Source organism: Paenibacillus sinopodophylli (assembly GCF_005930355.1).
GTDB lineage: Bacteria > Bacillota > Bacilli > Paenibacillales > Paenibacillaceae > Pristimantibacillus > Pristimantibacillus sinopodophylli.
In genome coordinates this window covers 267,915-292,133 of sequence record NZ_VDBO01000003.1, presented here as the reverse complement: position 1 = coordinate 292,133, position 24,219 = coordinate 267,915, and the positions used below count along the sequence as shown (strand labels likewise).

Annotated in this window: 24 protein-coding genes; 12 read left to right on the top strand and 12 right to left on the bottom strand. The window is 48.7% G+C overall.

Features of this window, described 5'->3' with window-relative positions:
- Positions 1-25: 25 nt before the first annotated feature.
- Entirely contained in the window at positions 26-592 is a 567-nt protein-coding gene (locus FGT79_RS16255) for a hypothetical protein (RefSeq protein ID WP_138753865.1), read from the bottom strand.
- Between the two features lie 410 nt (positions 593-1,002).
- Here FGT79_RS16255 and serS point away from each other — a divergent pair, with 410 nt between their 5' ends.
- Positions 1,003-2,283 (top strand): serine--tRNA ligase, encoded by a 1,281-nt coding sequence (gene serS / locus FGT79_RS16250; RefSeq protein ID WP_138753864.1) that lies wholly within the window; start codon positions 1,003-1,005, stop codon positions 2,281-2,283.
- 70 nt (positions 2,284-2,353) lie between these two features.
- On the opposite strand, the gene FGT79_RS16245 is transcribed toward serS, so the two are convergent.
- The 5 genes from FGT79_RS16245 to FGT79_RS16225 all read right to left on the bottom strand — a co-directional run bounded on the left by FGT79_RS16245 (position 2,354) and on the right by FGT79_RS16225 (position 8,928).
- Positions 2,354-5,452 carry an ATP-binding protein gene (locus FGT79_RS16245; RefSeq protein ID WP_138753863.1) on the bottom strand — a complete coding sequence of 1,033 codons (3,099 nt, stop codon included), beginning with the start codon at positions 5,450-5,452 and terminating at the stop codon, positions 2,354-2,356.
- 84 nt (positions 5,453-5,536) lie between these two features.
- On the bottom strand, positions 5,537-5,962 hold the full coding sequence (locus FGT79_RS16240; protein ID WP_138753862.1) for a DUF1284 domain-containing protein: 426 nt from the start codon (positions 5,960-5,962) through the stop codon (positions 5,537-5,539).
- A gap of 98 nt (positions 5,963-6,060) precedes the next feature.
- On the bottom strand, positions 6,061-6,579 hold the full coding sequence (locus FGT79_RS16235) for a DinB family protein (protein WP_138753861.1): 519 nt from the start codon (positions 6,577-6,579) through the stop codon (positions 6,061-6,063).
- A 131-nt stretch (positions 6,580-6,710) separates the two neighbouring features.
- Entirely contained in the window at positions 6,711-7,433 is a 723-nt protein-coding gene (locus tag FGT79_RS16230; protein ID WP_138753860.1) for an amino acid ABC transporter ATP-binding protein, read from the bottom strand.
- Positions 7,426-8,928 carry an ABC transporter substrate-binding protein/permease gene (locus FGT79_RS16225; protein WP_138753859.1) on the bottom strand — a complete coding sequence of 501 codons (1,503 nt, stop codon included), beginning with the start codon at positions 8,926-8,928 and terminating at the stop codon, positions 7,426-7,428. Before FGT79_RS16225 ends, FGT79_RS16230 begins: the two co-directional genes overlap by 8 nt.
- A gap of 529 nt (positions 8,929-9,457) precedes the next feature.
- On the opposite strand from FGT79_RS16225, the gene yidC reads away from it, so the two are divergent.
- From yidC to FGT79_RS16205, 4 genes are all read left to right on the top strand, one after another.
- Entirely contained in the window at positions 9,458-10,288 is an 831-nt protein-coding gene (yidC, locus tag FGT79_RS16220) for a membrane protein insertase YidC (protein ID WP_138753858.1), read from the top strand.
- Between the two features lie 17 nt (positions 10,289-10,305).
- A complete protein-coding gene (locus tag FGT79_RS16215) occupies positions 10,306-11,130 on the top strand; it encodes a sugar phosphate isomerase/epimerase family protein (RefSeq protein WP_138753857.1) in 825 nt (274 codons plus the stop codon).
- A 197-nt stretch (positions 11,131-11,327) separates the two neighbouring features.
- On the top strand, positions 11,328-11,909 hold the full coding sequence (locus FGT79_RS16210) for an O-methyltransferase (protein WP_138753856.1): 582 nt from the start codon (positions 11,328-11,330) through the stop codon (positions 11,907-11,909).
- Positions 11,910-12,005: 96 nt separating this feature from the next.
- Positions 12,006-12,215: a hypothetical protein gene (locus tag FGT79_RS16205; protein ID WP_138753855.1), complete on the top strand. Its 210-nt coding sequence runs from the start codon at positions 12,006-12,008 to the stop codon at positions 12,213-12,215.
- A 72-nt stretch (positions 12,216-12,287) separates the two neighbouring features.
- On the opposite strand, the gene chrA is transcribed toward FGT79_RS16205, so the two are convergent.
- The 3 genes from chrA to chrS are packed head-to-tail and all read right to left on the bottom strand — an operon-like array spanning position 12,288 to position 13,921.
- Positions 12,288-12,833, bottom strand: coding sequence for a chromate efflux transporter ChrA (gene chrA / locus FGT79_RS16200; protein WP_138753854.1), 546 nt, complete (start codon positions 12,831-12,833; stop codon positions 12,288-12,290).
- Between the two features lie 3 nt (positions 12,834-12,836).
- Complete coding sequence (gene chrB / locus FGT79_RS16195; RefSeq protein WP_281285968.1) at positions 12,837-13,436, bottom strand: chromate efflux transporter ChrB; 600 nt, start codon at positions 13,434-13,436, stop codon at positions 12,837-12,839.
- Between the two features lie 2 nt (positions 13,437-13,438).
- Positions 13,439-13,921, bottom strand: coding sequence for a chromate efflux transcriptional regulator ChrS (gene chrS / locus FGT79_RS16190; protein WP_484217459.1), 483 nt, complete (start codon positions 13,919-13,921; stop codon positions 13,439-13,441).
- 285 nt (positions 13,922-14,206) lie between these two features.
- On the opposite strand from chrS, the gene ggt reads away from it, so the two are divergent.
- The 5 genes from ggt (at position 14,207) to FGT79_RS16165 (ending at position 18,997) form a co-directional block, all read left to right on the top strand.
- A complete protein-coding gene (ggt, locus tag FGT79_RS16185) occupies positions 14,207-15,757 on the top strand; it encodes a gamma-glutamyltransferase (RefSeq protein WP_138754057.1) in 1,551 nt (516 codons plus the stop codon).
- 30 nt (positions 15,758-15,787) lie between these two features.
- On the top strand, positions 15,788-16,984 hold the full coding sequence (locus FGT79_RS16180; RefSeq protein ID WP_138753853.1) for an amidase: 1,197 nt from the start codon (positions 15,788-15,790) through the stop codon (positions 16,982-16,984).
- Between the two features lie 19 nt (positions 16,985-17,003).
- Positions 17,004-17,864, top strand: coding sequence for a fumarylacetoacetate hydrolase family protein (locus tag FGT79_RS16175; RefSeq protein ID WP_138753852.1), 861 nt, complete (start codon positions 17,004-17,006; stop codon positions 17,862-17,864).
- 69 nt (positions 17,865-17,933) lie between these two features.
- Positions 17,934-18,632 carry a pirin family protein gene (locus tag FGT79_RS16170; protein WP_138753851.1) on the top strand — a complete coding sequence of 233 codons (699 nt, stop codon included), beginning with the start codon at positions 17,934-17,936 and terminating at the stop codon, positions 18,630-18,632.
- 38 nt (positions 18,633-18,670) lie between these two features.
- A complete protein-coding gene (locus tag FGT79_RS16165; protein WP_138753850.1) occupies positions 18,671-18,997 on the top strand; it encodes a hypothetical protein in 327 nt (108 codons plus the stop codon).
- A 170-nt stretch (positions 18,998-19,167) separates the two neighbouring features.
- Here FGT79_RS16165 and FGT79_RS16160 read toward each other — a convergent pair whose 3' ends face one another.
- Positions 19,168-19,302 (bottom strand): DUF4023 family protein, encoded by a 135-nt coding sequence (locus FGT79_RS16160; RefSeq protein WP_342778492.1) that lies wholly within the window; start codon positions 19,300-19,302, stop codon positions 19,168-19,170.
- A 125-nt stretch (positions 19,303-19,427) separates the two neighbouring features.
- On the opposite strand from FGT79_RS16160, the gene FGT79_RS16155 reads away from it, so the two are divergent.
- The gene (locus FGT79_RS16155; RefSeq protein WP_246096462.1) at positions 19,428-20,129 is read left to right on the top strand and encodes a hypothetical protein; all 702 of its coding nucleotides are present in this window, start codon (positions 19,428-19,430) and stop codon (positions 20,127-20,129) included.
- A 261-nt stretch (positions 20,130-20,390) separates the two neighbouring features.
- Positions 20,391-20,621 carry a cold-shock protein gene (locus FGT79_RS16150; protein ID WP_053373644.1) on the top strand — a complete coding sequence of 77 codons (231 nt, stop codon included), beginning with the start codon at positions 20,391-20,393 and terminating at the stop codon, positions 20,619-20,621.
- An 83-nt stretch (positions 20,622-20,704) separates the two neighbouring features.
- Here FGT79_RS16150 and FGT79_RS16145 read toward each other — a convergent pair whose 3' ends face one another.
- A complete protein-coding gene (locus FGT79_RS16145; protein ID WP_138753849.1) occupies positions 20,705-22,327 on the bottom strand; it encodes a response regulator in 1,623 nt (540 codons plus the stop codon).
- The gene (locus tag FGT79_RS16140; protein ID WP_171056277.1) at positions 22,324-24,180 is read right to left on the bottom strand and encodes a sensor histidine kinase; all 1,857 of its coding nucleotides are present in this window, start codon (positions 24,178-24,180) and stop codon (positions 22,324-22,326) included. Before FGT79_RS16140 ends, FGT79_RS16145 begins: the two co-directional genes overlap by 4 nt.
- Positions 24,181-24,219: the final 39 nt, after the last annotated feature.

Here is a 24,219-nt window from a genome sequence, read left to right as displayed (position 1 = left end):
GTGTAGCTTACCGTGTGTGCACTGCTTACATGGGATTAACGGCAATTAAGCCATACGTCTGGGGCTCTCCCTGGGTTGCCCCAAACCAGAGCTCGCCGTTTCCAACCATGACACCTTGGTCTCGAACGAACAGTTCTTCAACCTTTTGTACTGCGAGCGCGTTTTTTACGGGCTCTGTCATAATGACATCATAGCTGGTTATGAATTGTTCCTTTGTGTTGATCACAAATGGGTTTGTGCCATTGACATGCAGGGGCAGAAGGATGAGCTTTGCGACGGCTGCTTTATCACCAGCGGCAACGGCCGCTTGCATGGCCTTAAACATTTGGATGAAGGCAGCTGGATCGGTTATTCCTGCAGGTGCAAAGGGATTATCCTCTTGAGCTGTTGAATCGGTTGTCATAGCTGTCTCCTTGGCATCATGAGCAGGTGCTGTCGCAGCGCTCGGAGAGCTGGAATACACATCTATAGCTCTTGTTCCGGATTGCCCGCATCCAGCAAGGAACGTTAAGGATATGCCAAGGGCGACAAGTGTAGGGGTGCTTTGTTTCTGACGGTCCGAATATATGAACTTTTTTATTCTCTTTAGCATAACAGTCTCCTTTGAGGTCGGCATGTTAAGTTCAGCAAATCATGTATATACACTTAGTTTAAACCTGTCGTTGACATTTCAACCCTAAGTCGTACATTTGCTTCTTCAAAAAGATCATCAGCACTTTCGTTAGAGGAAGGACTTGTTTTTCTGACGATACTTATGCTATAGTACTAGAAATTCATAATCGGATCACGCCAGTGAAGAGATTCCAACTCGGAGGCGTTCTCGTCAAGGGGAGGCAGATACTTCCCCCTAAGTTTACCGGGCCCGCCCGTTATCGCGGATCAAAGAGGATTGAACAGCCTGTCTGTTTGGTCAATTTGGGTGGCACCGCGAGTAAAAACGCTCCTCGTCCCATATGGGATGAGGGCGTTTTTTGTATTTCTACTCAAAAGGAGCGCGGTGGCATGTTGGATTTGAAATGGATTAGGCAAAATGCGGAGCAGGTACAGACGGCAGCAGATCAGAAGGGAATCAGATTGTCGCTGGAGGAGCTGCTGCAGCTGGATGAGAAGAAGCGTATGCTTCTTCAGGAGACAGAAGCGCTTAGAGCAGCGCGGAATAAGCTCTCGACTCAGATTGGCAGGCTGATTAGACAAGGGGCTGAGGGCGAGGCGGCGCAGGCGAAGCTGCAAGTAGCGGAGACGAATGTGAAGCTGGGAGCGGCGGACGTAGAGCTTGCGATTGTTGATCACAAACTCGCAGGCTTGCTCGCACTAGTTCCTAACGTTGTATCGCCTGATACGCCTATTGGCAGGTCGGATGTTGATAATGTAGAGGTAAGAACATTTGGCGAACCGCGAAGCTTCGACTTCAAACCCAAGGATCATATGGAGCTCGGCGAGCTGCATGATCTTATCGACGTTAAGCGCGGAGTCAAGGCAGCGGGCAGCCGCAATTATTACCTCAAGGGAGCGGGGGTTGTCCTTCACCGGGCCGTTCAGCAGCTGGCGCTGGATTTGCTGGTGAAGAAGGGATTTACGATGCTTGAAGTACCATTGATGGTTCGTACGGAGGCAATGAACAGCACGGGCTTTTTCCCGCTTGGGGAAGATCAGACCTATCGGATCGCGAATGACGACAAGTGGCTCGTCGGCACCTCGGAGGTCCCGATGATTACGTATTATGCGAATGAAATCGTCGATGCACAAGCTCCCATTAAGCTCGCAGCAGCATCGACGTGTTTCCGCAGCGAGGTTGGCTCGGCGGGCAGAGACGTCCATGGTCTATACCGTGTACACCAGTTCGCCAAAGTTGAGCAGGTTGTTCTCTGTGAGGCGAACCATGAGCTGTCGGAGGCTTTGCTTCAAGAAATAACAGCAAATGCGGAGGAGCTGCTTCAGCTTCTTGAGCTGCCTTATCGGGTAATGGCAGTATGTACGGGCGATATGTCGCAAAAAACATATAAGCAGTACGATATTGAGACATGGATGCCAAGCAGAGCGAGCTATGGGGAGACCCATTCGTCGTCGAATCTCCGTGACTTTCAGGCACGCCGCTCGAATATCCGTTACCGCACAGCGGATGGTTCGCTGAAGTTCTGTCATACGTTAAACAATACGGCAGTTGCAAGTCCGCGCATTCTCATTCCGCTGCTTGAGCATCATCAGTGCGAGGATGGGGCAATTCAGATACCTGAGGCGCTAAGGCCGTATATGAACGGGATGGAGAAGCTAGAGGTTCATTAAGAGAATATACGAAAGCGGCAAGGTCGGCTCTATGCCCGGCCTTGCCGCTTTTCACATTCCATGCATACTTTTAGTGTTGAATCGGAATTTGGAAGGAAACGCTAGTACCCTCTCCAGGTTTGCTATGAATGATCAAGCCTTGTCCATATTTCTTAATTAATCTACGGTTTGTATTGTATAGGCCGATTCCGCTCTTGGCTGCACTAGGCTGGTAAAGCAGCCTAGCAACCGTCTCGTTGTCCATTCCAACTCCATCGTCCTTCACTTCAATATGCACGTAATCGCCTTGACGAATAACACTTATCGTTACGTTAACCCCCTGCATACGGGTCAGCCCGTGTTTGACCGCATTTTCCACAAGCGGTTGAATCGTTAGCGGGGGTAGGCTGAGCAGACAACCTTGATCAACGTCCCACTCTACTGATAAGCGATTCTCGAATCGTGACTTCTCAATAAACAGATAGGCTTTCACCAAGTCTATTTCGTGAGATAAATCAACAACAGGCTGCGTATTCAAGTAATGGAAGCTGATGTGCAGATAGTCCGTGAAAGCCTCGACCAGCTCTTGCATTTTGCTCGTGTCGATCATGCTCAAGGCTAATATGGAATTTAAAGTATTAAACAGAAAATGAGGCTGGATCTGTGCCTGCAAATAAGCAGCCTCCATCCGCATGCTCTCATGAATCGATTGCTTCAGATTCGTTAAGGTTCTCATTCGGTATTTCAATTCCAGCGCGTCGACAGGTTTCGTTACGTAATCGTTGGCGCCGGATAATAGACCCGTATAGATATCCTCCTGCTGCGTTCGAGCCGTCAATAAGAGAATGGGAAGATCAGACAAGGAATATCGTTCCCTTATCTTTCGAGTGAGCTCGTAGCCGGACATGTGCGGCATCATCACATCGATCACCAAAGCATCCCATTGCTGCATGTCCAGCATGCTAAGCGCCTCATCGCCAGAGCTTGCTGTAGTAATCGCATAAGATTCAGTCGATAGAATCGACACAAGCACTTTCAAATTGACAGCATCGTCATCGACCGCAAGAATTTGAATTCGTTCGTCATTAGCTGGTTTCGGAATGGATGCCATGTATGTCTCTGCGAAGTTGCTCGGAACCTGGCTATTTCCCCATGAGGCTGCGACAAGCTCTATGGCAGTCTCGCCTTCAGAGAGAGGCTTCGGCAACGACGCTTCGGCCAGCGGTAGGTTAAAGCTAAACACGGAACCTTTGCCAGGCTCTGATTGAACCGTGAACGAACCGTCATGAAGCTCGATTAATTGTTTGCAGATGCTGAGTCCAAGCCCGATTCCGCTGCCTTCGTTGATACCATGAGATCCCTGCTCATAGGGCTGGAAGACGCGGGCTACTGTCTCTTCGTCCATGCCGACGCCAGTATCGGAGATATGGATGATCGCATTCCCGCCATTCGTTGCTGCGGTAACGGATACCGTTCCCTTTTCTGTGAATTTAATCGCATTATGCATTAAGTTGTACAATACTTGAACCAATCTTTTTTCATCGGCCAATACAGCAGGGAAAGACGGATCAATATGCAGTATGAATGCAATCGGCTTGTTTTCGTACATAGAACGTAGCATGCCCGCGACGCCAGGAACAATCGCTTGCACGTGTAAAGGTTCCTTCTGCAGTACGATGCGATGTTCTCTCAATTTGGTGATGTCGAGAAGATCGGCAAGTAAATGCGACATTCGCTTGCTAATCGTAACGAGAAGCTCCATATCGCTTATGCTTTTCGAATGGAGTCTGTCTTTCTCATGAAGTAGTACCGTTTCTGCAATATTCATAATGCCGTGCAGCGGCGTTCTAAGCTCATGCGACGTGTTGGCTAGAAATTGGTCTTTCAGCAGGTCTGCCTCACGCAGCTGTCTATTTAATTGGCTGATTTCTTGCGTTTTTCGGAAATATTTTTTAAGCGAGTACATCGAAAATCCGATAATGGCAGCGATGATGTCAACCGGGTAGTACAGATTCATATTGGTAAAGTCAAAACTTACAGCACCCCAGATGGTGCTGGAAATGACGGCAGCACCTGATAGCTGCAAGAAAAAGGCATCCTCGTCCGTTTTTTTCGTGAAGAAGAGCTTAACTATCAAATAAATGAGCCACGCGAAAGGGAATAGGTACAGAACGCTAAAAACTTTAAAATAATAAGTTGCATTGACGAGCGAGATCGGCGCCAAGCACATGAAAATAGAATAAGATAAAAGTATTCCTGAATATACGGAAAAAGCTTTGCTTCCTTGCAGCATTGCGGTGAATTTTCTGAAAAAGAAAACAATCAAATAGGCGAGCCACAGGTACGATAGCAATCTGATTTTGATAGACCAAGCGTAATCAATTGGCAGCCATAGCACGAGCACGTTATCATTATCTGAGATAATGGATAAGGCCGCTGCCAATGACAGCAGGCAGAATAGAAGCGGCGTTCTCTCCCTTCTGTTCAGGAAATACAGAACGAAGGCGTACAAGCCGTGGAGAAGTAAGATGACAAAGGTAATAAGCTGAAAACCAATCGAGTACCATCGTTCGAATTCAATAGCTGCTTGAGAGCCAAAACGGACAGGGTTCAATATCCCACCACTATAAGGGTTGTCATAATTGGCTACTTGAATGGACACGACGAGCTCTTGTACACCGAGCTCCGTGTACGTGCTCGTAAAAGAAATACTCCTTGGAACGTAGTCGCTAGGGCTTGCTGCCGGTATGCCTATCGTTCCTTCACTGACGCCGTTAATTTCCACTCTCGATGATGATTGAATTTTTTTGAATGAGAATGTGACGGGCTCCTTCAGCGGGTCGATTAACATGCGCAGCCGGTAGGTTCCGTACCCGAGAGCATTATTGTTTGTTTCGGGAAAAGAGCTTTCCCAGTTGCCGGGGACCTGTACATATGTAGACGCTCGATCATTTATTGCAGATTGATCGCTATTATTTAATAATTGGCTGGGGTAAAATTCCCACTCCCCGTCTAAGCTTATGGGCGGTGATTGCTGCAAGTCCCATCCTCGTAAATCGAGTACGCCATTGACTGGGTTCGGCGCAACGGCAGTGGGGAATACGGTTGTCCAGAACCATCGTAAGCCAAGAAGAATACATAGAAACAATAACAGGATGGAGAAACGTTTAAGGGTGGGTAATATATTCATTATTCGCATATGGTCATATTCGACAAGAATCGTGTTTTCCCTTCACGGATTGCTAGAAGGAACCCTGAATGAGCTGTACGGACATTAGGTATTAACTCCCACTTTGGGCAATGGTTGTCCGCTCGCTAGAAGACCCACGCCCTCGGCGCATACGCCGTACTTTTCCCAAGGACAGGTCGTGCAGAGAATCTGAATATCCGCCGGTATCATAGATTCTGCCACACGGCTGCATAAGGAGTGCCAGCTTTCTCGAATACCCTCTTCAAGACCAAGCTTCACGAGCACAGCTTCGTCCAAGCCGTATACGGATCCTTCGCAATGATAAGCTTTGTCAGGCGGATAGGCTTTGCAGACATCATCAGGTCCTATTATAATTTCAACCTCAGTCTGAGGTTTAGTGCGCAACGTTTCATAAATGAAAGTCATGTTGGTGCAGAAATCGTCCGAGTATCCCATGCCTCTATAGCCAAGCAGACAGAGCAGATGATGTCCTCGTAGTCGAATCGTCATTCAAGCATCGCTCCTTACAATAAGAACTCCTATATGTTAACCATTTTATCATAATAAAAGGTTTACATATAGGAGTTCTTTAGGTTGATTGCTTTACTTTAGGTTTGCAAATATTTCTCACGTACGATATTCAGGTGATGCAGCTCATGTCCAGCAATAATGTAGGCGAGCGCTCTTGCGGACACATCGCCGCCGTTAGCTACACCAAGGCGCCCCCAAGCTTCGTCAGACAAGCCTCGCAGTAAAGTGAGCGTGGACTTGCGAACAGCGATGTAGTCCTCGATGACTTGAGAGAGGCTCCAGCTCTGGAATGAAGCGGCATCTACGAATGTATCCTGGTCGAAGCCAGCGAGTGCCGTTCTATCACCGCGAGCGGCACGCAGCAGACGGTAGGACATGACGCGCTCGGTATCCGAAATGTGGCCGATTACTTGCTTCAGCGTCCATTTTCCTTCTGCATAGCGGTAATCCGCCTGCTTCTCGGGTATATCGGACAGAAGCTCTGTCGTGCTTGCAAGCTGGGCTGCGAGCAGGTCAATGACGTTTTCTTCGCCTACGAGTCCGATGTATGTCTCGTAATATGCGTTATATTCTTCAGTAGATGGTCGCAAGGACATGATAGCAGCCTCCTTCTTTTTTGAAGATTATACCATACTATCCTTAGAATGAATCTAGTTGATTCATCGTTCAGCTTCCCGTCGTTTATCACAGTATTGTCCAGGTATCCAAGAGACATGAGCGTCTTCCCTTAAAGCACCTGTTCCAGAAATCTTGCAGCCCGTTCACTTTGCGGCTTCGTGAAGAATAGCTCTGGCGTAGTACGCTCAACAAGCTTGCCGTCGTCTAGGAAATAGATCGTATCCGCTGCCTCACGGGCGAATTTCATCTCATGCGTGACAATCAACATCGTCATGCCGCTGTCGGCAAGGCTGCGGATAACTGTAAGAACCTCTTTCACCATCTCAGGATCAAGTGCTGAGGTTGGTTCATCGAATAGCATAATATCAGGCTCCATTGCAAGGCTTCTTGCGATGGCGACGCGCTGCTTCTGCCCGCCAGACAGGCGTGAGGGGTAGCTGTCCGCTTTGTCGGATAGCCCGACACGCGCGAGCAGCTGCATCGCTTTGGCGCGGGCTTCTTCGGCGGACAGCCCCTTCACCTCTATAGGAGCGAACGTAATATTATCAATAACCGTCATATGCGGGAACAGATGAAAGTGCTGAAATACCATGCCAATGCGCTGACGCACGCGAGCGATATCGGTTCTGGGATCGGTAATGGCTGTACCCTCAATATCTATTTGGCCTGAGGTAGGTGTTTCCAGCATGTTGATACAGCGCAGAAAAGTGGATTTGCCTGAACCGGACGGGCCGATCAGTGCTACGACCTCCCCTTTTTGAACCGTTGTTGTGATGCCTTTCAACACTTGGTTCTTGCCGAAGGCTTTCGTTAAGTCGGTTATGTTAATCACTGCGGCGCAGCCTCCTTTCAAGCTTACGGGCAAATGTGGTTAGAATAAGAACGAGAACATAATAGATGGCAGCGATAAATAGCAGCACTTCAATGGAGCGGAAGGTGTCTGCGCGAACGACGTCTGCACGCCTCATTAAATCGGACACGCCGATGACAGATACGAGCGATGATTCTTTCAGCAATGCTACGCATTCGTTCACAAGAGCGGGAAGAATGGTACGAAGCGCCTGTGGGAAAATAATGCGAATCATCATTTTTCGGTAAGGAACGCCTAGTGCGATAGCGGCTTCCCGCTGACCTTTATCTACAGCCATAATGCCGCCACGAATGGTTTCGGACAAATAGGCAGCTGAATTCAGTCCGAAAGCGAGTCCGGCTGCCATCAGCGCAGGAATATCGTAATTAAATAGCTGCGGGGTCGCATAATAAATAATAGTCAACTGGACGAGCAGTGGCGTTCCGCGGAATACGGATGTATAGGCGGTTGCGAACCACTCCAGCGGCTTAATACCGGATATTTTGAATAGCGATAGAATCGTTCCCCACACCAATCCGAACAAGGCAGACACTAGCGTGAAGAGCAGGGTGACGTAAACCCCTTTAAGAATATAAGGAATATAGTCCTTGAGTGTACTGAAATCAATGTTCAGGCCAAGCAAGGCCCCTGAACTTGTCTCTTCCTCAGCAAACCATTTATTTGTAATGTTATCCAGCTTTCCGCTCTCCTTCATTTCGGAGAGAATACGGTTAAACTCTGCGACAATTGGCGATTGTTTCGGAAAAGCAATCGCATACCCGTTGTCCGCAGACTCAGCAGGCAGGAAATTCATAACGAGATTGGGATTGGAGTTGGTCATCTCAACGGCGACGGCATCTTCAACGATAGCGGCGTCGATACGGCCGGAACTCAATTCCTGAATAAGATCGGGAATTTTATTGAGCTTCTTTAAAATGACCCCGTCGATCGTTGCCGCGTAGAGATCCTGAGTAGAGCCGAGCTGCGTCCCGACCCGCTTGCCAACGAGTGAGGCTTCCGTTTCAAGCGGTTCTAATTTTTTGGAAACAATCGTATTGCGTGCGGCGTAGTACATATCAGAGAATTCAACACTTTGTCTTCGCTCATCCGTAGCAGACATGGCAGACATGACAAAATCGACGCGTCCGGTTTGCAGAGCGGCAATTAACCCATTGAAATCCATGTTGGCGATTTCCAGTTCATATCCGAGCTGGCTGGTGATATACTTGGCTACATCGATATCCATGCCGACGATTTGGCCGTTGCCCTTGGCATCTACGCTCTCGTAAGGCGGATAGTCGGCTGATGTGCCCATAATGAGTTTTTTCTTCTGACTGGAGGCGGGTGTTGCGGCACTTTCTGCGTTCACGGCATAAGAGCCGGTTTTCCCAGTAGGGAAGAACGAACCGATAGCGACCAGTAGAACTGTGAATGCAATAAGCGATAAATAGATGATTTTTAATCTTTTTTGATTCATGTTGTCCTCTTTCTTCTAAGTTGATTGGGAATCTATGGTGAAACGAAGCACCGGAGTGCGGACATTGGCAACTTAGAGATTATATGGTGCAGGTTAGTCGTTTGTAAATAACAAAGAAGCACCAATTCGTAACATAATTGTGATGGCAACAGTCGTAATCCGATGATAATTACTGTTATAATAACCAGACAGCAACAAATCTATTTCTAACTTAAAAATGAAAGGAGGTGAATACATTGTTCGAGTTTGAATTGCATGATATTATGCCATATCTGATATCCCTCAGCCTGTTGTGTTCCTTGGCTTTCGCTTATGCTTCACATTTGCAATCTGATGAACATGAATACTGGGAGCGGGATCAAGTTGTAAGTATATTGTACCTCTCGATGCCGCAGGTGCTGATTCGCACTGTACCGCTGCATCACTGGCTGGCCAGGAAGGTGAAGCGCAAGGAATCGCCTGATGATGACATATCAGATTGCTCCGCCTCGTTTGTTTCGCTACTTTCAAACAAACGAGGAGGATTTCTATGCAAACGAACAATGTATTCCCTTCATTAAAATATGGCCGGCTCATAATTGTCTGTATGATGCTGGCAGGCTTGCTCTTGGTGAGCGGCTGCAGCACGGCAAGCGGTACGATTGACGGAGATACGCCGGGACTGTTCAACCACTATGTGATCTATCCGCTATCCGCGGTGCTTCAGTACTTGGCTGATATGTTCCATGGCAACTATGGCTTCGCGATTATTGGCATTACCTTGATTATCCGTCTAGTGCTGCTGCCGCTTATGATGCGCCAATACCGCGCTCAGAGCCAGATGAAAACGAAGATGGCTGTGCTTCAACCAGAGCTCAAGCTGGTTCAAGACAAGTACAAAGGCAAATCGGATGCGGAGTCCAAGCAGAAGCTGCAGCAGGAAACGATGCAGCTCTACCAGAAGCACAAGGTGAATCCGCTGGCGATTGGTTGTTTGCCAATGCTGATCCAAATGCCGATCCTGATGGGGCTGTACTCAGCGATTAAGCTGACGCCGGAGCTGGCGGATCATTCATTCCTTTGGTTCAAGCTAGGCTCGCCGGATATTGTGCTTCCGATCATTGCGGCACTCGTGTATTTCGTACAGTTCAAGGTGTCTCAGACTACGCAGCCGAATGCGAACGCTGCTCAGCAGAAGCAGCTGGCATTCATGGGCTACTTATCTCCGATCCTAATGGGTGTTTTCGCTTTGTCAGCACCTGCTGCAATCTCATTGTACTGGGTAACGGGCGGTATTTTTATGATTGCGCAGTCGTATTTGGCCAAAAAGGTGTATGCGCCTAATGCAGAGTTGGAAGTTGCTTTGAAAGGCAGTGTCTAATAAAAGGAGTCGATCAGATGTCAGTTGGTGTTCTTGCCCATTTATTCGGAAGCCTGCCTCATAAGGAGCTAGCCGCCAAGGTAGCGGAGAGTGGTTTTACCCATGTACAGCTAGCGCTGTGGAAGGCGATCAGCGATGTCGATTTCAGCAAGCCGGGCAACATCAGCCCGGGTCTTGCGAATGCGATTGGCGAGCAGTTCGATAAGAATGGCGTGTCGATCTCGGTGCTTGGCTGTTATGTTCATTTATTCGAGCGTGACGAGTCGATTAGACGCGCGAATGTGAACAAGTACAAGGAGCTTCTGCGCTACGCTAGGTTTTTTGGAGCTCCGATGGTTGCGGCGGAAACGGGCAAGAATGAGGGCGGGGACTATACGGATCGCGATTGGGCTGTTATGAAAGCAACGCTCGAGGAGCTTGCAGAGGAAGCCGAGAAATGGGGCGTCTTTGTTGGGCTGGAGGCAGCCGACGGGCATTTGGTCGGAACAGCACCTGAGCTGGCGCGAATGCTGGAGGAGGTTCCTTCCTCTAACATTGGCGTTGTGATTGATCCAGGGAACCTTCTGAATGCTGCTAATTTCGCCAGGCAGGACGAGGTCATTACAGAAGCGTTCGACCTGCTCGGAGACCGAATTATTGCGGCACATGCGAAGGATCGCATTTTGCTTGCGAATGGTGAGCTAGGCACGGTTACGGCCGGACTTGGCGAGATGAACTACGAGCTGTATTTGAAGCTTCTTAATCAATACAAGCCGCATGTCCATATCATTATGGAGGAAGCGAAGGAGCATGAAATGGCGCAGTCGAAGGCGTTTATGGACGAGATTCGCGGGCGGGTTTAATCGTATTAGCAAATAGAGTATAAGAGGGCCTTCCAACTGCCAATAAGCAGAAGGGAGGCTTTTTTTCATTTATATGAATCAATTAAAGGAGAATCTGCTTTTTATGTAGAAGTTATACCTTTCCTTTTTTTGTAAATTGAATGATGAAGGGGGATTTCTAAATAAGAAGTCTGACTAGCCGAACAGGGGGATGTTATATGTTGCATAATAAAAATAGTAGAGAGCCTGCTGCGATTGAAGCTATAAACCGAGAGGCGGATGCATTAGGCTTCAATATGTCGTGTGATACGGAAACGGGTTCGTTGCTTCGAACGCTGGCGGCGTCATGTCCAAAGGGCAGGTTATTAGAGCTGGGTACGGGAGCTGGTGTCTCAACGAGTTGGATACTGGACGGCATGTGCAAGGAGTCGGTGTTATTATCGGTAGAGAGTGATGAAAGCGTTCAGGGTATTGCGCAGAAACATCTGGGAGGGGATGAGAGGCTTCGATTGTTCGTAATGGACGGGGCAGATCTCATCCAAGAGCTGGAGGCGGGAAGCTTTGATTTTATTTTCGCAGATACTTGGCCGGGGAAATTTCACGCGCTTGAAGAAGCACTAGCTTTGCTAAAGCCGGGAGGGCTGTATATCATTGATGATTTAATACCGATTCCATCTTGGTCGGAAGGTCACCCAGCGAAAGTTGATACTTTGATAAGGAGCTTGGATAGTCGGGAGGACTTACAATTGACCAAGCTGGATTGGTCTACTGGAATAATTATAGTAACAAAGAAGCATTAAGCTAACTATTCTCTTTCACTGAGTGATAACTTGGCAATCGGTATAAAGGGAGCCTCCAATGCTGTCGATAGGAACTTATAAGTAGAGGGGTTTATTATGAACTTTAAAATTTTATTTTATGTGACGGCCTTCGGACTCGGTCTTATCGTTCCTTTCGTAACTCTGATTTTAAAAGTCTTTATGGTCGGAATTGTTTTTTTTATGGATGCTAAAAGATCAGATGATCCGGGCAAAAAGAAAAACATTTATGTTGTCTTTGTTATAGGGGTTGTGCTCAGTTATCTGTATAAGCTAGCTACTACGTAGCTCAACAAAAAAAGGACAGATCTCCCGATAATCCGCTAGGCACCGGAGGGAGACTGTCCTTTTTAGTTAGTGTTAAAGTACGTTCAAATGCGGAATAACAAGCCCGCCGTAAGCAAATGCGATAACGATGACGATTGCGGGATGAACTTTGCGGAATTGCATCGCCCAGAAGGCAACGGCCGCTATAATGAGCGACTGGATGATGCCAATCGATTCCACAGAGCTTTGCGCCATTTGCCAAGTGAGCAGAAGCATCATGATAGCAATTACAGGCTGCACGAGCAGGGTCAATCCTTTGACTATAGGAGATTGGCGATGCTTCTGGAGCACTTTAAGCAAAACAATCAACGCGACAGCCGATGGGATAATGGTTGCTGCCAAAGCGAGAATAAGACCGAACCAGCCGCCGACGTCGTAGCCGATGAATGCGGCTATTTTGGTTGCAATCGGGCCTGGAAGGGCGTTGCCGAGAGCCAGTATGTTTGAAAACTCCATCGGCGTGGACCAGGCGTGGTTCGTAACGATCTCGCGGTACATGAGCGGTATTGAGGCGGGTCCACCACCATAGCCAAGCACATTGGCAATGAAGAAGCCGATGATTAAATTAATCCATTCCACGGGTTATATACCCTCCTTTTTCTGCTGCTTCCTACGCTGCAATGCCGCAACGATACGCAAGTGGAAAGCACCATAGCCAAGAAACAATAAGATAACGATAGCGGGATGGATATGGATGCCCTGAAGCAGTCCGAAAGCTATTGCAAAAAAGCCAAAGCCTGCATATTTTCCTAGTCCCTTCACCGCCCGTTCACCGAACTCGTAAGCCATCATCCCGAGCATGACCGCAATAACGGGCGTTACCGCTCCGATCATGCCTTGTATGAATGCGGCGCTGCTAAGGTATTGTACGGTCGTAAGCAGCAGAATCATGGCGATGCTGGAAGGTATAATATGTGCAAGCACAGATAGAATGGCCCCAAGCGTACCCTTCTCACGGTAGCCTAGATAAGCAGCGATTTTTGTTGCTATTGGCCCTGGGAGTGCATTTGCAAGCGCCAGGATTTCACCGAACTCCTCGTCATCTATCCATTTGTAGTGGGTTACAGCTTCGTAACGAATGAGTGGAATAACGGAGGGGCCGCCGCCATAGCCGAGAATGCCTGTCTTCATCATGGCCCACGAAAGCTGCATGTAGCGGTTGTTCAGCAGTTTGTCAGCCATGTTTACAGCCTCATTCCCATACGGCTCTTATACCGGTTAATCAGAACCTGACAGTCGACGCTCATAATGCCCGGCAGTGTATAAAGCTTATCCTTGAGAAAATGCTCCATCTCTTGATTGTTGCGGAACAGTCCGTGCATATGCAGCTTGCTTGGCCCCGTCATATGATACAGGCTTGTTACGAACGGCTCCGTCGACAGTTGATCGGCAACGGCATGCAGGTGCTTGGGCTCAACCTCTACATTGAAAAAAGCAGATACATTAATGCCGATCCGCTCCGGATTAATAACAGCAGTGAACCGTTCTATGACGCCTCCATCCATTAGTGCATTAATGCGGGATTGAACGGCAACTCGCGATAAACCAATTTCTTTGGCCAGATCCGTGTAAGAAATTCTTCCATTTACATTGAGTTCGGCAATGATCCTCCGATCAATATCATCCATTTCTATCGTGTTTGGTTCATCAAATGATCTTGTTTGCACGTGTTTATCAGCTCCTATCACAAATCAGTGTATAATCAATGTGTCTTGTAATATCTATTTTTGATTACTATATGTTTAAATATATACAGAAATACATTCGTTATCAACATAAAAATAGAAATTTAGTTTCATTTTTGTTGCCTATCAACAGCATAGGTGGTATTTTATAATTATGTTATGTCATATTATCTGTCATAAGAATGAATGATTAATGACTTATAAACTTATCAAAATCATTTTTCGGGAGTGGTCGGCGTGAATCAATCCGTAATCGGCACAAAAACGATGGTTGTCAGTCCACATTATTTGGCTACTGCCGCTGGTGCACGCATATTGGAGCAGGGCGGTAATGCATATGACGCTGCTGTAGCTGTAAGTGCATGCCTTGCAGTCGTCTATCCGCATATGACGAGTCTCGGTGGAGACTCATTCTGGCTGGGCTATCACCATAGTGAGGGTAAAGTAAGAGGGTATAATGCAAGCGGCCGATCTGGCTATAAAGCAAACATGGATGCATATGCTGGACTTGATGCAATTCCGAATAGAGGAATCGGCAGCATTGTAACTGTACCCGGTATGGTTGACGGCTGGGATGCGGTTCATAGCGAGTACGGGCGATTGACTTGGGCTGAGGTGCTGGCGCCGGCCATCGACTATGCTGAGAATGGCTTTCCCATGTCACCGGATCAATATCACAATACGGTGCATAATGAAGCGGTGCTGGCGAGGACGCTTGAAACGGCGGATATATATTTGCCGAGCGGCCAGCCCATGAAGATAGGCGAGCGCTTCAAGCAGCCTGCACTTGCAAAGACGCTTCGCCGTTTGGCTGAGCGTGGGCGCGATGAGTTCTATAAAGGCGAGACGGCTAAGGAAATAACCGATTTTTTGGGCAAGCATGGCGGGATTCTGGCAGCGGATGATTTTGCCGATCACCATGGTCATTGGGTTACGCCGATCGAGGGCTCCTACCGCGGCTATACGATTCATCAAATGCCGCCTAACTCGCAAGGATTTTCGGCGATTATGGCGCTTCATATATTAGAGAAATTCAAGCTTGCTGAGATTCAGCATGGCTCACATGACTACTACCAGCTGTGCGTAGAGGCGCTAAAGCTTAGCTTCCGTGATCGAAATAAGTATTTGTCTGATCCTGCGTTTACGAATGTGCCGCTGGAGCGACTGCTTGACAAGAAATATGCGGCTACGCTTGCTGCATCTATCGAGTTGAACCGTGCATCCACGGAGAAATCAGAGGTGCTCGGCAGTGATACGGCTTATGCAGCTGTAGTGGACGAGGAAGGCAATTCCGTATCCTTCATCCAAAGCTTGTATTTTGAATTCGGATCTGGCGTAGTTGCGGGGAGTACGGGAGTTTTGCTGCAAAATCGCGGTTCTTTTTTCTCACTGGACCCGAATCATGTGAACAGCCTGCAGCCGGCCAAAAGAACGTTCCACACGCTTATGCCAGCAATGGCCTGTCAGGGCGGCAAACCCGCCATACTCTATGGTACACAGGGTGGGGAAGGCCAGCCGCAGACGCAAACGGCGATCATTACGCGAATGATCGATTATGGCATGGATCCGCAGCAGGCGATCAATGAGCCTAGATGGGTGTGGGGCCGTACTTGGGGCGAACCGACGCAGGAGCTCAAGATAGAGGGGCGTGTATCACAGGAAGTGCTCGATTCACTCGCAAAAGCTGGACATACGGTACGGAAAGTTAAGGAGTTCGACGGCATTATGGGTCATGCCCATGCCATTAAGCGCGATGAGCAAGGCTTCCTGCAAGGCGGCTCCGATCCGCGCTGCGATGGTGCTGCAATCGGTTGGTAGCATTTCGAAGATAGGGAGGCGGAGTTTGGAATGAAGCAGAGCTATAACGTATACGCGGATGAGCAAGTAGTGGCAGAGCCTGCGGCTGAAGGCAGACTGAGCGGCAAAACGTTCGCAGTAAAGGATGTGTTCGACATCGCTGGCTATACGGCTGGCGCTGGCAATCCGGATTGGCTGCGGACGCATGAGCCAGCAGTGCAGCATGCTGCGGTTGTGGAGATGCTCCTTCGCAGCGGAGCGCGGCTCGCGGGAACGACCATTACCGACGAAATGATGTATAGCATCAACGGAGAGAATGCCCATTACGGTACGCCAGTTAACGTGAAGGCGCCAGGGCGCATTCCGGGCGGCTCCTCAAGTGGATCGGCAGCAGCGGTATCGGCGGGTTTAGTGGATTTTGCCATAGGCACGGACACAGGCGGCTCGATTCGGGTACCGTCTGCTTACTGCGGCATATATGGCATTCGTCCAACGCATGGGGCTGTAGATACAGCGGGCTTGATTCCGCTCGCACCCAGCTTTGATACAGCAGGATGGATGGCCCGCGACGCTCAGACACTGCTAGAGGTAGGTCATGTGCTGCTTGGCAAACAAATGGGGATCGCAAGCAACACAGGTTTCCGCCGAATACGGTTCGCGAGCGATGTATGGCAGCTAACGGATAAGCATACCTATGACGCAGCCTCCTCTTATTTCCTGGCGCTTTACAACTTGGCGGAAGAGCATGACGACGTCATTGCAGCACCGAACGGATTGCACAAGTGGAGGGACGCATTCCGAACCATACAAGGATTAGAAATATGGCGTGAGCATCAGAGCTGGATTGAGCAGGAGCGGCCAACATTCGGCCCGGGAATCGCCGAGCGGTTCGCGTGGGCAAGTACGCTGGAAGCGAAGGACAGCGAAGCAGCTTTTATGCTGCGTGAAGCAGCGAGCAAGCGTATGGATGAGCTGCTCGGAACTGACGCTGTCCTCGTTCTGCCAACGGTTCCGGCGATTGCGCCGCTTTTGAATTTGGGAGGAGAAGAGGTCGAGCAGCGCCGATTGCGAACATTCGAAATGAGCTGTATGGCGGGCCTCGCTGGATTGCCACAAATTACGGTGCCGATAATCGGAGAGCTCGGCTGTCCGGTTGGTATTTCATTTGTGGCGGGTCGCGGCCAAGATTTGAGACTGCTGGAATGGGTGGCCAATTACGTGGCTGAGATTGTGAAAGAAGTATGCTGAGGAGAGGGGGCACTCGGTCATGAAAGTAGCAACGATTCGAACAAATGGAAAAGAGCTTGCCGCAGTCGCTAGTGTGCAAGGTCTCGTTCTTATAGAAACGATCAATGCGGCTGAAGCCGCGAATTGGAGTGTCGAGCTGTTCGAACTCATTCGATTAGGCGAGCTGGAGTCTCTTACGGAGTGGTATCGGGCTGGCGGAAAAGACAAGCTTGTACAGCTTAAAGCGATACCTCATGAGGAAGCAGTATATGCTCCGCTGTATCGTTATCCTCGCAAAATTTGGGGAATCGGTCTTAATTATGTGAAGGATGCGGAGGAGCTTGCCGCAGTCGATCCGAGTGAAGAGCCCGTCAGCTTCATGAAGCCAGATACGTCGCTTATTGGGCCGCTTGATCCGATCCGCCTGCCCGCTCATGCAGGGAAGATTACAGCGGAAGCGGAGCTTGGCATCATTATCGGCAAAGCATGCAAAAACATCACCGAAGCGGAAGTGTACGACGTCATCGCCGGTTATACGACAACGATCGATGTGACAGCAGCGGATATCCATGCTCGTAATCAGCGGTATTTGACGAGAGCCAAAAGCTTCGATACCTTCTTTAGCTTCGGACCGCAGCTTGTTACAAAGGATGAGTTTCCAGACCCACTTTCAATTCAGGTGGCTACCGTGCTGAATGGAGAGAGCATTCATACCAACTTAACATTTCATATGAAATTTCGACCTTGGTTTTGTGTGGCGTACCACTCGCAAGTGATGACGCTGCTGCCCGGAGATATCATTATGACGGGTACTCCAGGTGCCGTCGTTATCCGTGATGGAGACGTTGTAGCATGCCATATTGACGGCTTCGAGCCGCTGTTGAATCCTGTAAGGGATTAGCAGTTGCTTGGCTGACTGAAACCTGCTATAAATAAGTAAGTAAATAAGATGTTATATGGAGGAGAGACGATGATCGACGTATTCCCCGCTGCAGAACGGCATTCGGCAGATCTCGGCTGGCTTCGCAGCCACCCCAGCTACTCATTCGGAGCCTATAATGATCCGGCTCGAACCGGCTTTAGCGTAATGCGTGTGTGCAATGACGATTATTTGGCTCCAGGAAGAGGCTTCGGGGCACATCCTCATAGCGATATGGAGATTGTATCCATCGTATTGAATGGTCTGATTAGACATGAAGATAATATGGGAAACTCGGTCGTATCCTCTTTCGGAGAAGTGCAGCGGATGTCTGCAGGTACGGGCGTTATTCATACGGAATTTAATGCTTCGGAGGAAACGGAGCTTCGATTGCTGCAGCTTTGGTTTATGCCGAAGGAGCGCGGTCTTGCACCTTCTTACGAAGCTAGCAGCTTCGATGTTGATAAGCTGCACAATGCGCTGCTGCCTGTCGTATCGAGTCATGAGCTGGAGAATACGGCTTCGATTGGTCAAGACATGACGATTTATTTAAGCAAGCTGGAGCAAGGTGAAGAGCTTGCGTATCCTGTCGAAACAGGGCGCAAACAATTTATTTACTTAATTGAAGGCGTACTTGAAGTAAACGGAGTGAAGCTGGAAATCGGCGACACCGCACAGATCGATGCGGCGGATGAGCTTGCTTTTGCCGCGGTAACGCCAGCGTTTTTTATGCTGATTGATTTGCCGTAAGCGGTTTGTATGCTTACACTTTGGGGAGGAGTTTCGTGATGAAGCAAACGTTTCAGGTGAAGCACGCGGTAGGCGGGCGGATGTTTTTCGATTCCAATAAGCTGGACGTACCTTATACGGTTGAGGCGTTGGAGCGGGGCTGGCGATTCACCGTTAACTTGCCGCAGGGCCCTGTGCTCGAAGATCTACTCGCAAATAAGAATGAATTGAACGTATTTATATTCCAGGAATATGCGGATCAACCGACGTTGAAAACGTGGTATTACGTAAAGGATGGTCCGGTCGAATATGATGCGGACAAAGGCAGCCTTACGATTGTTACGGACTCGCGCATCGAGTATTTCCCGCATGAATATTCGGTTTAGATCGGATAAGATTGCCGTGTACTAGGTCAAACAAGAAGAAAACCAGTCTACTCTCCATATGATAAGGGGAGAGGACTGGTTTTTTTGATATTGCCAGTGTATCTCATTAGACTAATAAGAGGGATATCCTCTTTCAGTATGAAATTAGCAGGCAGCATGATCTGTTTCGTTTATTTATTCGTCGAATGCTGCTTATTTGAGAGTCGTTCCGCTGGATTTCCATTGCCATTGCGCCGCTTGTTTAGCTCAGCTTTATGCTGATTGGCTTTTATTTTATCGACAAATGCTTTGGTGCTATCCATCATTTATTCCTCCTCGTATACAGCTAATTGATAAGCTGCTCCCATTAGAATAACCAACATTGGACAATTCAGGCATGTACACGAAATTTTTATTAGCTAACCATTGAATGCAGGCTTGGGAATTCGATATGATGGCTGAAAAAGAAATTACGAAAAGCGAGGTACATATGATCAGACTCATTGCTAGGGCGTATATGACAGAAGGCATGGAAGTAGAAGCTATGGAAGCTGCGAAGCAGGAGCAGTCGTTTCATGCACTGTTGGAGCAGAGGGAGATCATGACCATCGGCTGCTTTCGGTGGGAGCGTAATTTATTTTTATATTGTGAATGTTTGGATCAACAGTTGAAGCCTGAGAGCCTGCTGCCGTCCTTGGAGCCATATTTAGCGGATTGGCCGGGCCAGCCGGAAGCACGGAAGTGGATCACGATGATTGATGTGTTTCATTTCAATGAGCCTGTCAGTATAGAGCATTGGCTGCGCAAGGAAGAGGTTGAGCGAAGGGTAGGCAGGGTGGCGCATTTGAAGCCAGAGATGGCGGCGAGCTACATTTATTTTCATTATCAGCTGCAGGAAGAGCAGGCCTTTCATGGGCCCAAATACGAGATCATAGCGATGCACGAGAATCTGCTGTTTGGGTACCAAGAGTTTCCGGTTGTCGTAGAAGAGCCCAGTTCACCTCGCAAGCTCAGTACGAAGGGTACTCCAACGACTTGGAGCGATTCACGAATGGATCTGCACTTTCAGCCATGGGAGGATGGGCATCTGTTTTTTAAGCCGGTGGAGCAGTTATTCGCCTATTACAATCCCTTTACAAGCGTAAACGGCTGAAACCGTCCTCTGGAGGCATAAGCTAACGTTTCGCGTAGACAGATAGACAATGTTGGCGAAATAAATGACTTTCCTATATTTAAAAAAAAGGCGCACAAACGCGAGCTCATATTTGCCTTTATTGGACGAAATATGGTATAATAAGATCACTTGCAAGTTTGTAACACATATTCACAATACACTGCTGTTTATAAACGATAACTGCCCCTTACTTCTAAGGTTTGAGGCAGTTTTTCCTTTTTATTGCGAAGGGGGCTGACCATGTACAATCGTAAAAAACCGCTTGAAGAGATTCCGGAAGAAAACACGAAGGTATGGACATGCGAGACGGAAGGGTGCAACAGCTGGATGCGCGATAACTTTGCTTTTGATCACGTACCTACCTGTTTGATCTGCCATGAACCAATGGTCAGCGGCGAGAAGATGCTGCCCGCGCTCAATAACTCCAATAGCGACATGAAGACGTTGAAAAAGGGTACGCCAATTATGTAGTTCCCTCTTTCACAGATTGAAGCCGAGCTTCGCATGAACGGTTAACGCCATTTATGCAGAGCTCGGCTTTTTTCTGCTGAGATTCAGTCATCCGTCCCGAAATGATGCTTCCGGTAATCGTTAGGCGAGCAGTTCGTTCTTTTCTTGAAGACACGGCTGAAATATTTCTCGTCCTGGAAGCCGACTAGCTCAGCAACCTGCGAAATTTTCAACTGTCCGTTGGCAAGAAGCTCCTTGGCACGTTTAATGCGTACCTCTGCTATGAAGTCGGAGAGGTTTCCATTCGTCTCTTGCTTGAATTTGCGAGAAATGTACTCCCTGCTCAAATAAAAACGTTCGGATATGTCCTGAAGTGTAATTTCCTCATGCGGGTGCTGCTCAATATAGCTGGCAATTTCCTCAATGACGCTGCGCTCCTTGTCTTGCTCCGCAAGCTGCGCTGAGATGTCATAAGCTTCCGTTAATACGGCGTTCTTCCATTGTTCAAAATCAAAAAAACCATTCGCATCGACGGGCAGCATGGTCTGCTCCAAAGCTCCCGATGCCGGGCTGCGCTTGCGGCTGCGGGCATGCTTGGACTCCCAAATCGACATGGCGAGCATATACTGCTGTCGCCATACAATAAGCTGCTCAAGAGAGAGGTAGCTCTCTTGCTCCAGCGTATCGAACCAGGGCTTCAGGGCGCGACGAATCTGCTCTTTGCTGCCACTGAGCACGCCAAATCGAATTTGCTCTTCATGCTCGCTGAACAGCAGCGAGGTATTCTTGCTCGTGCTTGGAGCGACGTTGTACAAGTGGCAGTAAGTGTCGTTCGCGAGCAAATTCCGTTGAAGCAGCGCGAGTTTCGCTTGCTGATAGGCGCTGGCGCCGGCTGCAGGGAAAGCGAATGATTCGCCAAGGCCAAAGTGAAACCGAGCCTTGAGTGCAGTATAAATGGCATCGTTGATTTCTTGGATCAGTGCCGGAGCATGGCTGCTCTCGCCCCAGAACAGCAGCACAATCTCCTGCTCATGGCCCCAGTGACGAAGCGCAAAGCCTTGCTGCTGCCCCTTTAGAAATTCATTGCAAATATTCGTCAGCGAGAACAGCAGCAGATCAAGGCCGTCAGTGAATTTGTCGCGTACAGCAGGCGGGGTTAGCTCCAGCCGGAGGACGGCGATTCGGACACTCGCAATCGGCTCCACGATACCAAGCTCCTGTCTGAGTGTATCAGCAAAGCTTGGATGGGCACCTGGCTCATTAATGATTGTGGAGAAATATTGCTCTAGATACATCGGCTTTAGCTGGTTCAGCTCGATGCTCATGCTGCGTTTGCGTACACGTTCCTGCTCTTCTTCCATCCAGCAGTTTACCGCTTTGGTCAGCGCGCTCACGAGCTGTTCGGCATCAATCGGCTTGAGAATGTAATCGACTCCACCGTATTTGACCGCATGGCGTACGAAGCTGAAATCATCGTGGCCGCTGATGACGATGATTTTGCTGGCAGGCGCGTGCGCGGCAGTCCATTGCAAGAGCTCCGTACCGTCCATGTTCGGCATCATCATATCGGTAAATATGATTTCTGGACGCTCGGAGCGGATCAGCTCCGTAGCCACTATGCCATCCTGTGCCTCCAGCAGCGTATGGATGCCAAGCTGCGTCCAAGGCACGAGCATGCGAATGGCTTCCCTCACATGCTTCTCATCGTCAATAATTAATGCCTTCATTCCTCATTCTCCTTCGCCAGCGGAATATGAATCGTAACGGAAAAGCCGTGAGGCTGTACGCGGTGCAGCTCCATTGCAGCGTTGTCGTCGAAATGCAGCCGCAGCCGCGAAAGCACATTATGCAGTCCGATGCCGCTTTCATCTTCGTTCTCCGGATGGAGAGCTCCAAGTCGAGGCACCTTATGCAATTGATTCAATACCTCCTGCAGCCGCTCCTCCGACAATCCACAGCCATTGTCCTTCACTTCGATGGACAATAATTGCCGATCAGCGTCTAATAGGCTGGTAATAACCAGCTCGGACGGATGCTCAAACGTTTGCACAAATCCGTGCTTGAAAAAGTTTTCAAGAAGCGGCTGCAGAATCATTTTGGGAATCAGAATATCTTTTGTTTGCTCGTCAATATGGAGCTGAATATGAAGGGCGGTATCAAAGCGCTGCTTCTGCAAATCGAGATAAGCTTGCACATAATCGAGCTCTCGGCTAAGCTCTACGACGGCATTCATCGTATTCATTTGATAGCGCATCATTTTGCCAAGGGACGTGATTAAGGAATAGGCTTTCTTGTCTCCGTGCTGCAAGGATACAGTGCCGATGGATTGCAGTGCATTGTACAGGAAATGCGGATTGACCTGCGCTTGCAGCGCTTTCAATTCATTGGTCTTGTTGGCGATCTCAAGCCGATATTCGGTTAGGATCAGATTGTTGATCGTCTGCATCATAGAGCGGAAACGCCGTGCCAGCAAGCCGATCTCATCATTGCTGTGAATGTCAATCGACACGTTCAGATTGCCAGTTTCGATCTTGTTCACGTACCCGATTAGGCGCAGCAGCGGCTTCGTAAATCGGATGGAGATGAACAAGGTTGCAAACACGACGACAGCCAGAAAAGCGATGCCGACGGCAGTATTGATACGTGCAATTCGGTCTGCCGCACTATAGAGATGCTTATAGGGTGTTTGTTTGATCAAATACCAATCCATGTACGGCGTTTTGATCCGGTCATAGAAAACCATGCCATCGAATGACTCCGCTTTCCAGTCGAAGTGGCCGCTGTCCTGGCCTGATTGCAGAACGGTGCTGAGCCAGCTTTGCTTGGCCTCCGTGCCAATCTCACTTTTATCCGAGGATAACACAATTTGGCCGTTCGCGTCCGTAATATAAAAATTTTCTTGGCCGCCGTCATACAGCTGGCGGTTCAGGTCTTCGAGTACATGAAGCCTTACGTCGATGGACAGCTCCGCTAGCAGCACCTCGCTAGGCGCTAGAAATATGGGGCGGTGCAGCGTGAACACCATTTCTTCGGTAGCAGTAGATTTTAAATCGACGAGTCCGTAGTTATGGCTCTGATGCGAGGGCTCGATGTATGTTTTTTTAGTTGTCTGGAGAACAGCTTCTGCATGCTGCCCGACCTTGATATCGTCATTCCAGAGCAAATAAGTGGCATTCTGGTTCACGACATACAGCCTGACTTTATGAAATTCGCTGACGCTTTGGTACATGTTGTAGAGGTGGTCCTTCAGCAAATTGCGATTGCGGATAATGTCTGTCAGATCGTTCGGGAACACTTCATCCTCCATGCTGTGCTCCAAAATATAATACAACGAGCGCGGCACGTTCATCGCATTATAGACGGCAAGCGACTTTTGGTTGATGTTGTTCATGTAGTTCATGATGTTCGTTTTGCCAAGCGAGAGCAGACGGTTATTTTTGGCGATCGCTTCCTCGGTAATTGATTTGGTCGTTGCGTTGTAAGAAATGACCATTGAGGTGGCAATGGGGAGAATCGTGGCCGCAAGCAGCAGCAGCATTAGCTTTTTTCGAATCGTATTGAACGGTTTCCCCTTATTCATGACCGCCATCTCCCGCTTTCTGTTCTATGCATACACAGT

What these genes read in the sequence shown, in the direction of transcription:
- FGT79_RS16255 (WP_138753865.1), bottom strand. Translation starts at nt 592, where the DNA reads ATGCTAAAGAGAATAAAAAAGTTCATATATTCGGACCGTCAGAAACAA.
- serS (WP_138753864.1), top strand. Translation starts at nt 1,003, where the DNA reads ATGTTGGATTTGAAATGGATTAGGCAAAATGCGGAGCAGGTACAGACG.
- FGT79_RS16245 (WP_138753863.1), bottom strand. Translation starts at nt 5,452, where the DNA reads ATGAATATATTACCCACCCTTAAACGTTTCTCCATCCTGTTATTGTTT.
- FGT79_RS16240 (WP_138753862.1), bottom strand. Translation starts at nt 5,962, where the DNA reads ATGACGATTCGACTACGAGGACATCATCTGCTCTGTCTGCTTGGCTAT.
- FGT79_RS16235 (WP_138753861.1), bottom strand. Translation starts at nt 6,579, where the DNA reads ATGTCCTTGCGACCATCTACTGAAGAATATAACGCATATTACGAGACA.
- FGT79_RS16225 (WP_138753859.1), bottom strand. Translation starts at nt 8,928, where the DNA reads ATGAATCAAAAAAGATTAAAAATCATCTATTTATCGCTTATTGCATTC.
- yidC (WP_138753858.1), top strand. Translation starts at nt 9,458, where the DNA reads ATGCAAACGAACAATGTATTCCCTTCATTAAAATATGGCCGGCTCATA.
- FGT79_RS16215 (WP_138753857.1), top strand. Translation starts at nt 10,306, where the DNA reads ATGTCAGTTGGTGTTCTTGCCCATTTATTCGGAAGCCTGCCTCATAAG.
- FGT79_RS16210 (WP_138753856.1), top strand. Translation starts at nt 11,328, where the DNA reads ATGTTGCATAATAAAAATAGTAGAGAGCCTGCTGCGATTGAAGCTATA.
- FGT79_RS16205 (WP_138753855.1), top strand. Translation starts at nt 12,006, where the DNA reads ATGAACTTTAAAATTTTATTTTATGTGACGGCCTTCGGACTCGGTCTT.
- chrB (WP_281285968.1), bottom strand. Translation starts at nt 13,436, where the DNA reads ATGGCTGACAAACTGCTGAACAACCGCTACATGCAGCTTTCGTGGGCC.
- ggt (WP_138754057.1), top strand. Translation starts at nt 14,207, where the DNA reads ATGGTTGTCAGTCCACATTATTTGGCTACTGCCGCTGGTGCACGCATA.
- FGT79_RS16180 (WP_138753853.1), top strand. Translation starts at nt 15,788, where the DNA reads ATGAAGCAGAGCTATAACGTATACGCGGATGAGCAAGTAGTGGCAGAG.
- FGT79_RS16175 (WP_138753852.1), top strand. Translation starts at nt 17,004, where the DNA reads ATGAAAGTAGCAACGATTCGAACAAATGGAAAAGAGCTTGCCGCAGTC.
- FGT79_RS16170 (WP_138753851.1), top strand. Translation starts at nt 17,934, where the DNA reads ATGATCGACGTATTCCCCGCTGCAGAACGGCATTCGGCAGATCTCGGC.
- FGT79_RS16165 (WP_138753850.1), top strand. Translation starts at nt 18,671, where the DNA reads ATGAAGCAAACGTTTCAGGTGAAGCACGCGGTAGGCGGGCGGATGTTT.
- FGT79_RS16160 (WP_342778492.1), bottom strand. Translation starts at nt 19,302, where the DNA reads ATGATGGATAGCACCAAAGCATTTGTCGATAAAATAAAAGCCAATCAG.
- FGT79_RS16155 (WP_246096462.1), top strand. Translation starts at nt 19,428, where the DNA reads ATGATGGCTGAAAAAGAAATTACGAAAAGCGAGGTACATATGATCAGA.
- FGT79_RS16150 (WP_053373644.1), top strand. Translation starts at nt 20,391, where the DNA reads ATGTACAATCGTAAAAAACCGCTTGAAGAGATTCCGGAAGAAAACACG.
- FGT79_RS16145 (WP_138753849.1), bottom strand. Translation starts at nt 22,327, where the DNA reads ATGAAGGCATTAATTATTGACGATGAGAAGCATGTGAGGGAAGCCATT.
- FGT79_RS16140 (WP_171056277.1), bottom strand. Translation starts at nt 24,180, where the DNA reads ATGAATAAGGGGAAACCGTTCAATACGATTCGAAAAAAGCTAATGCTG.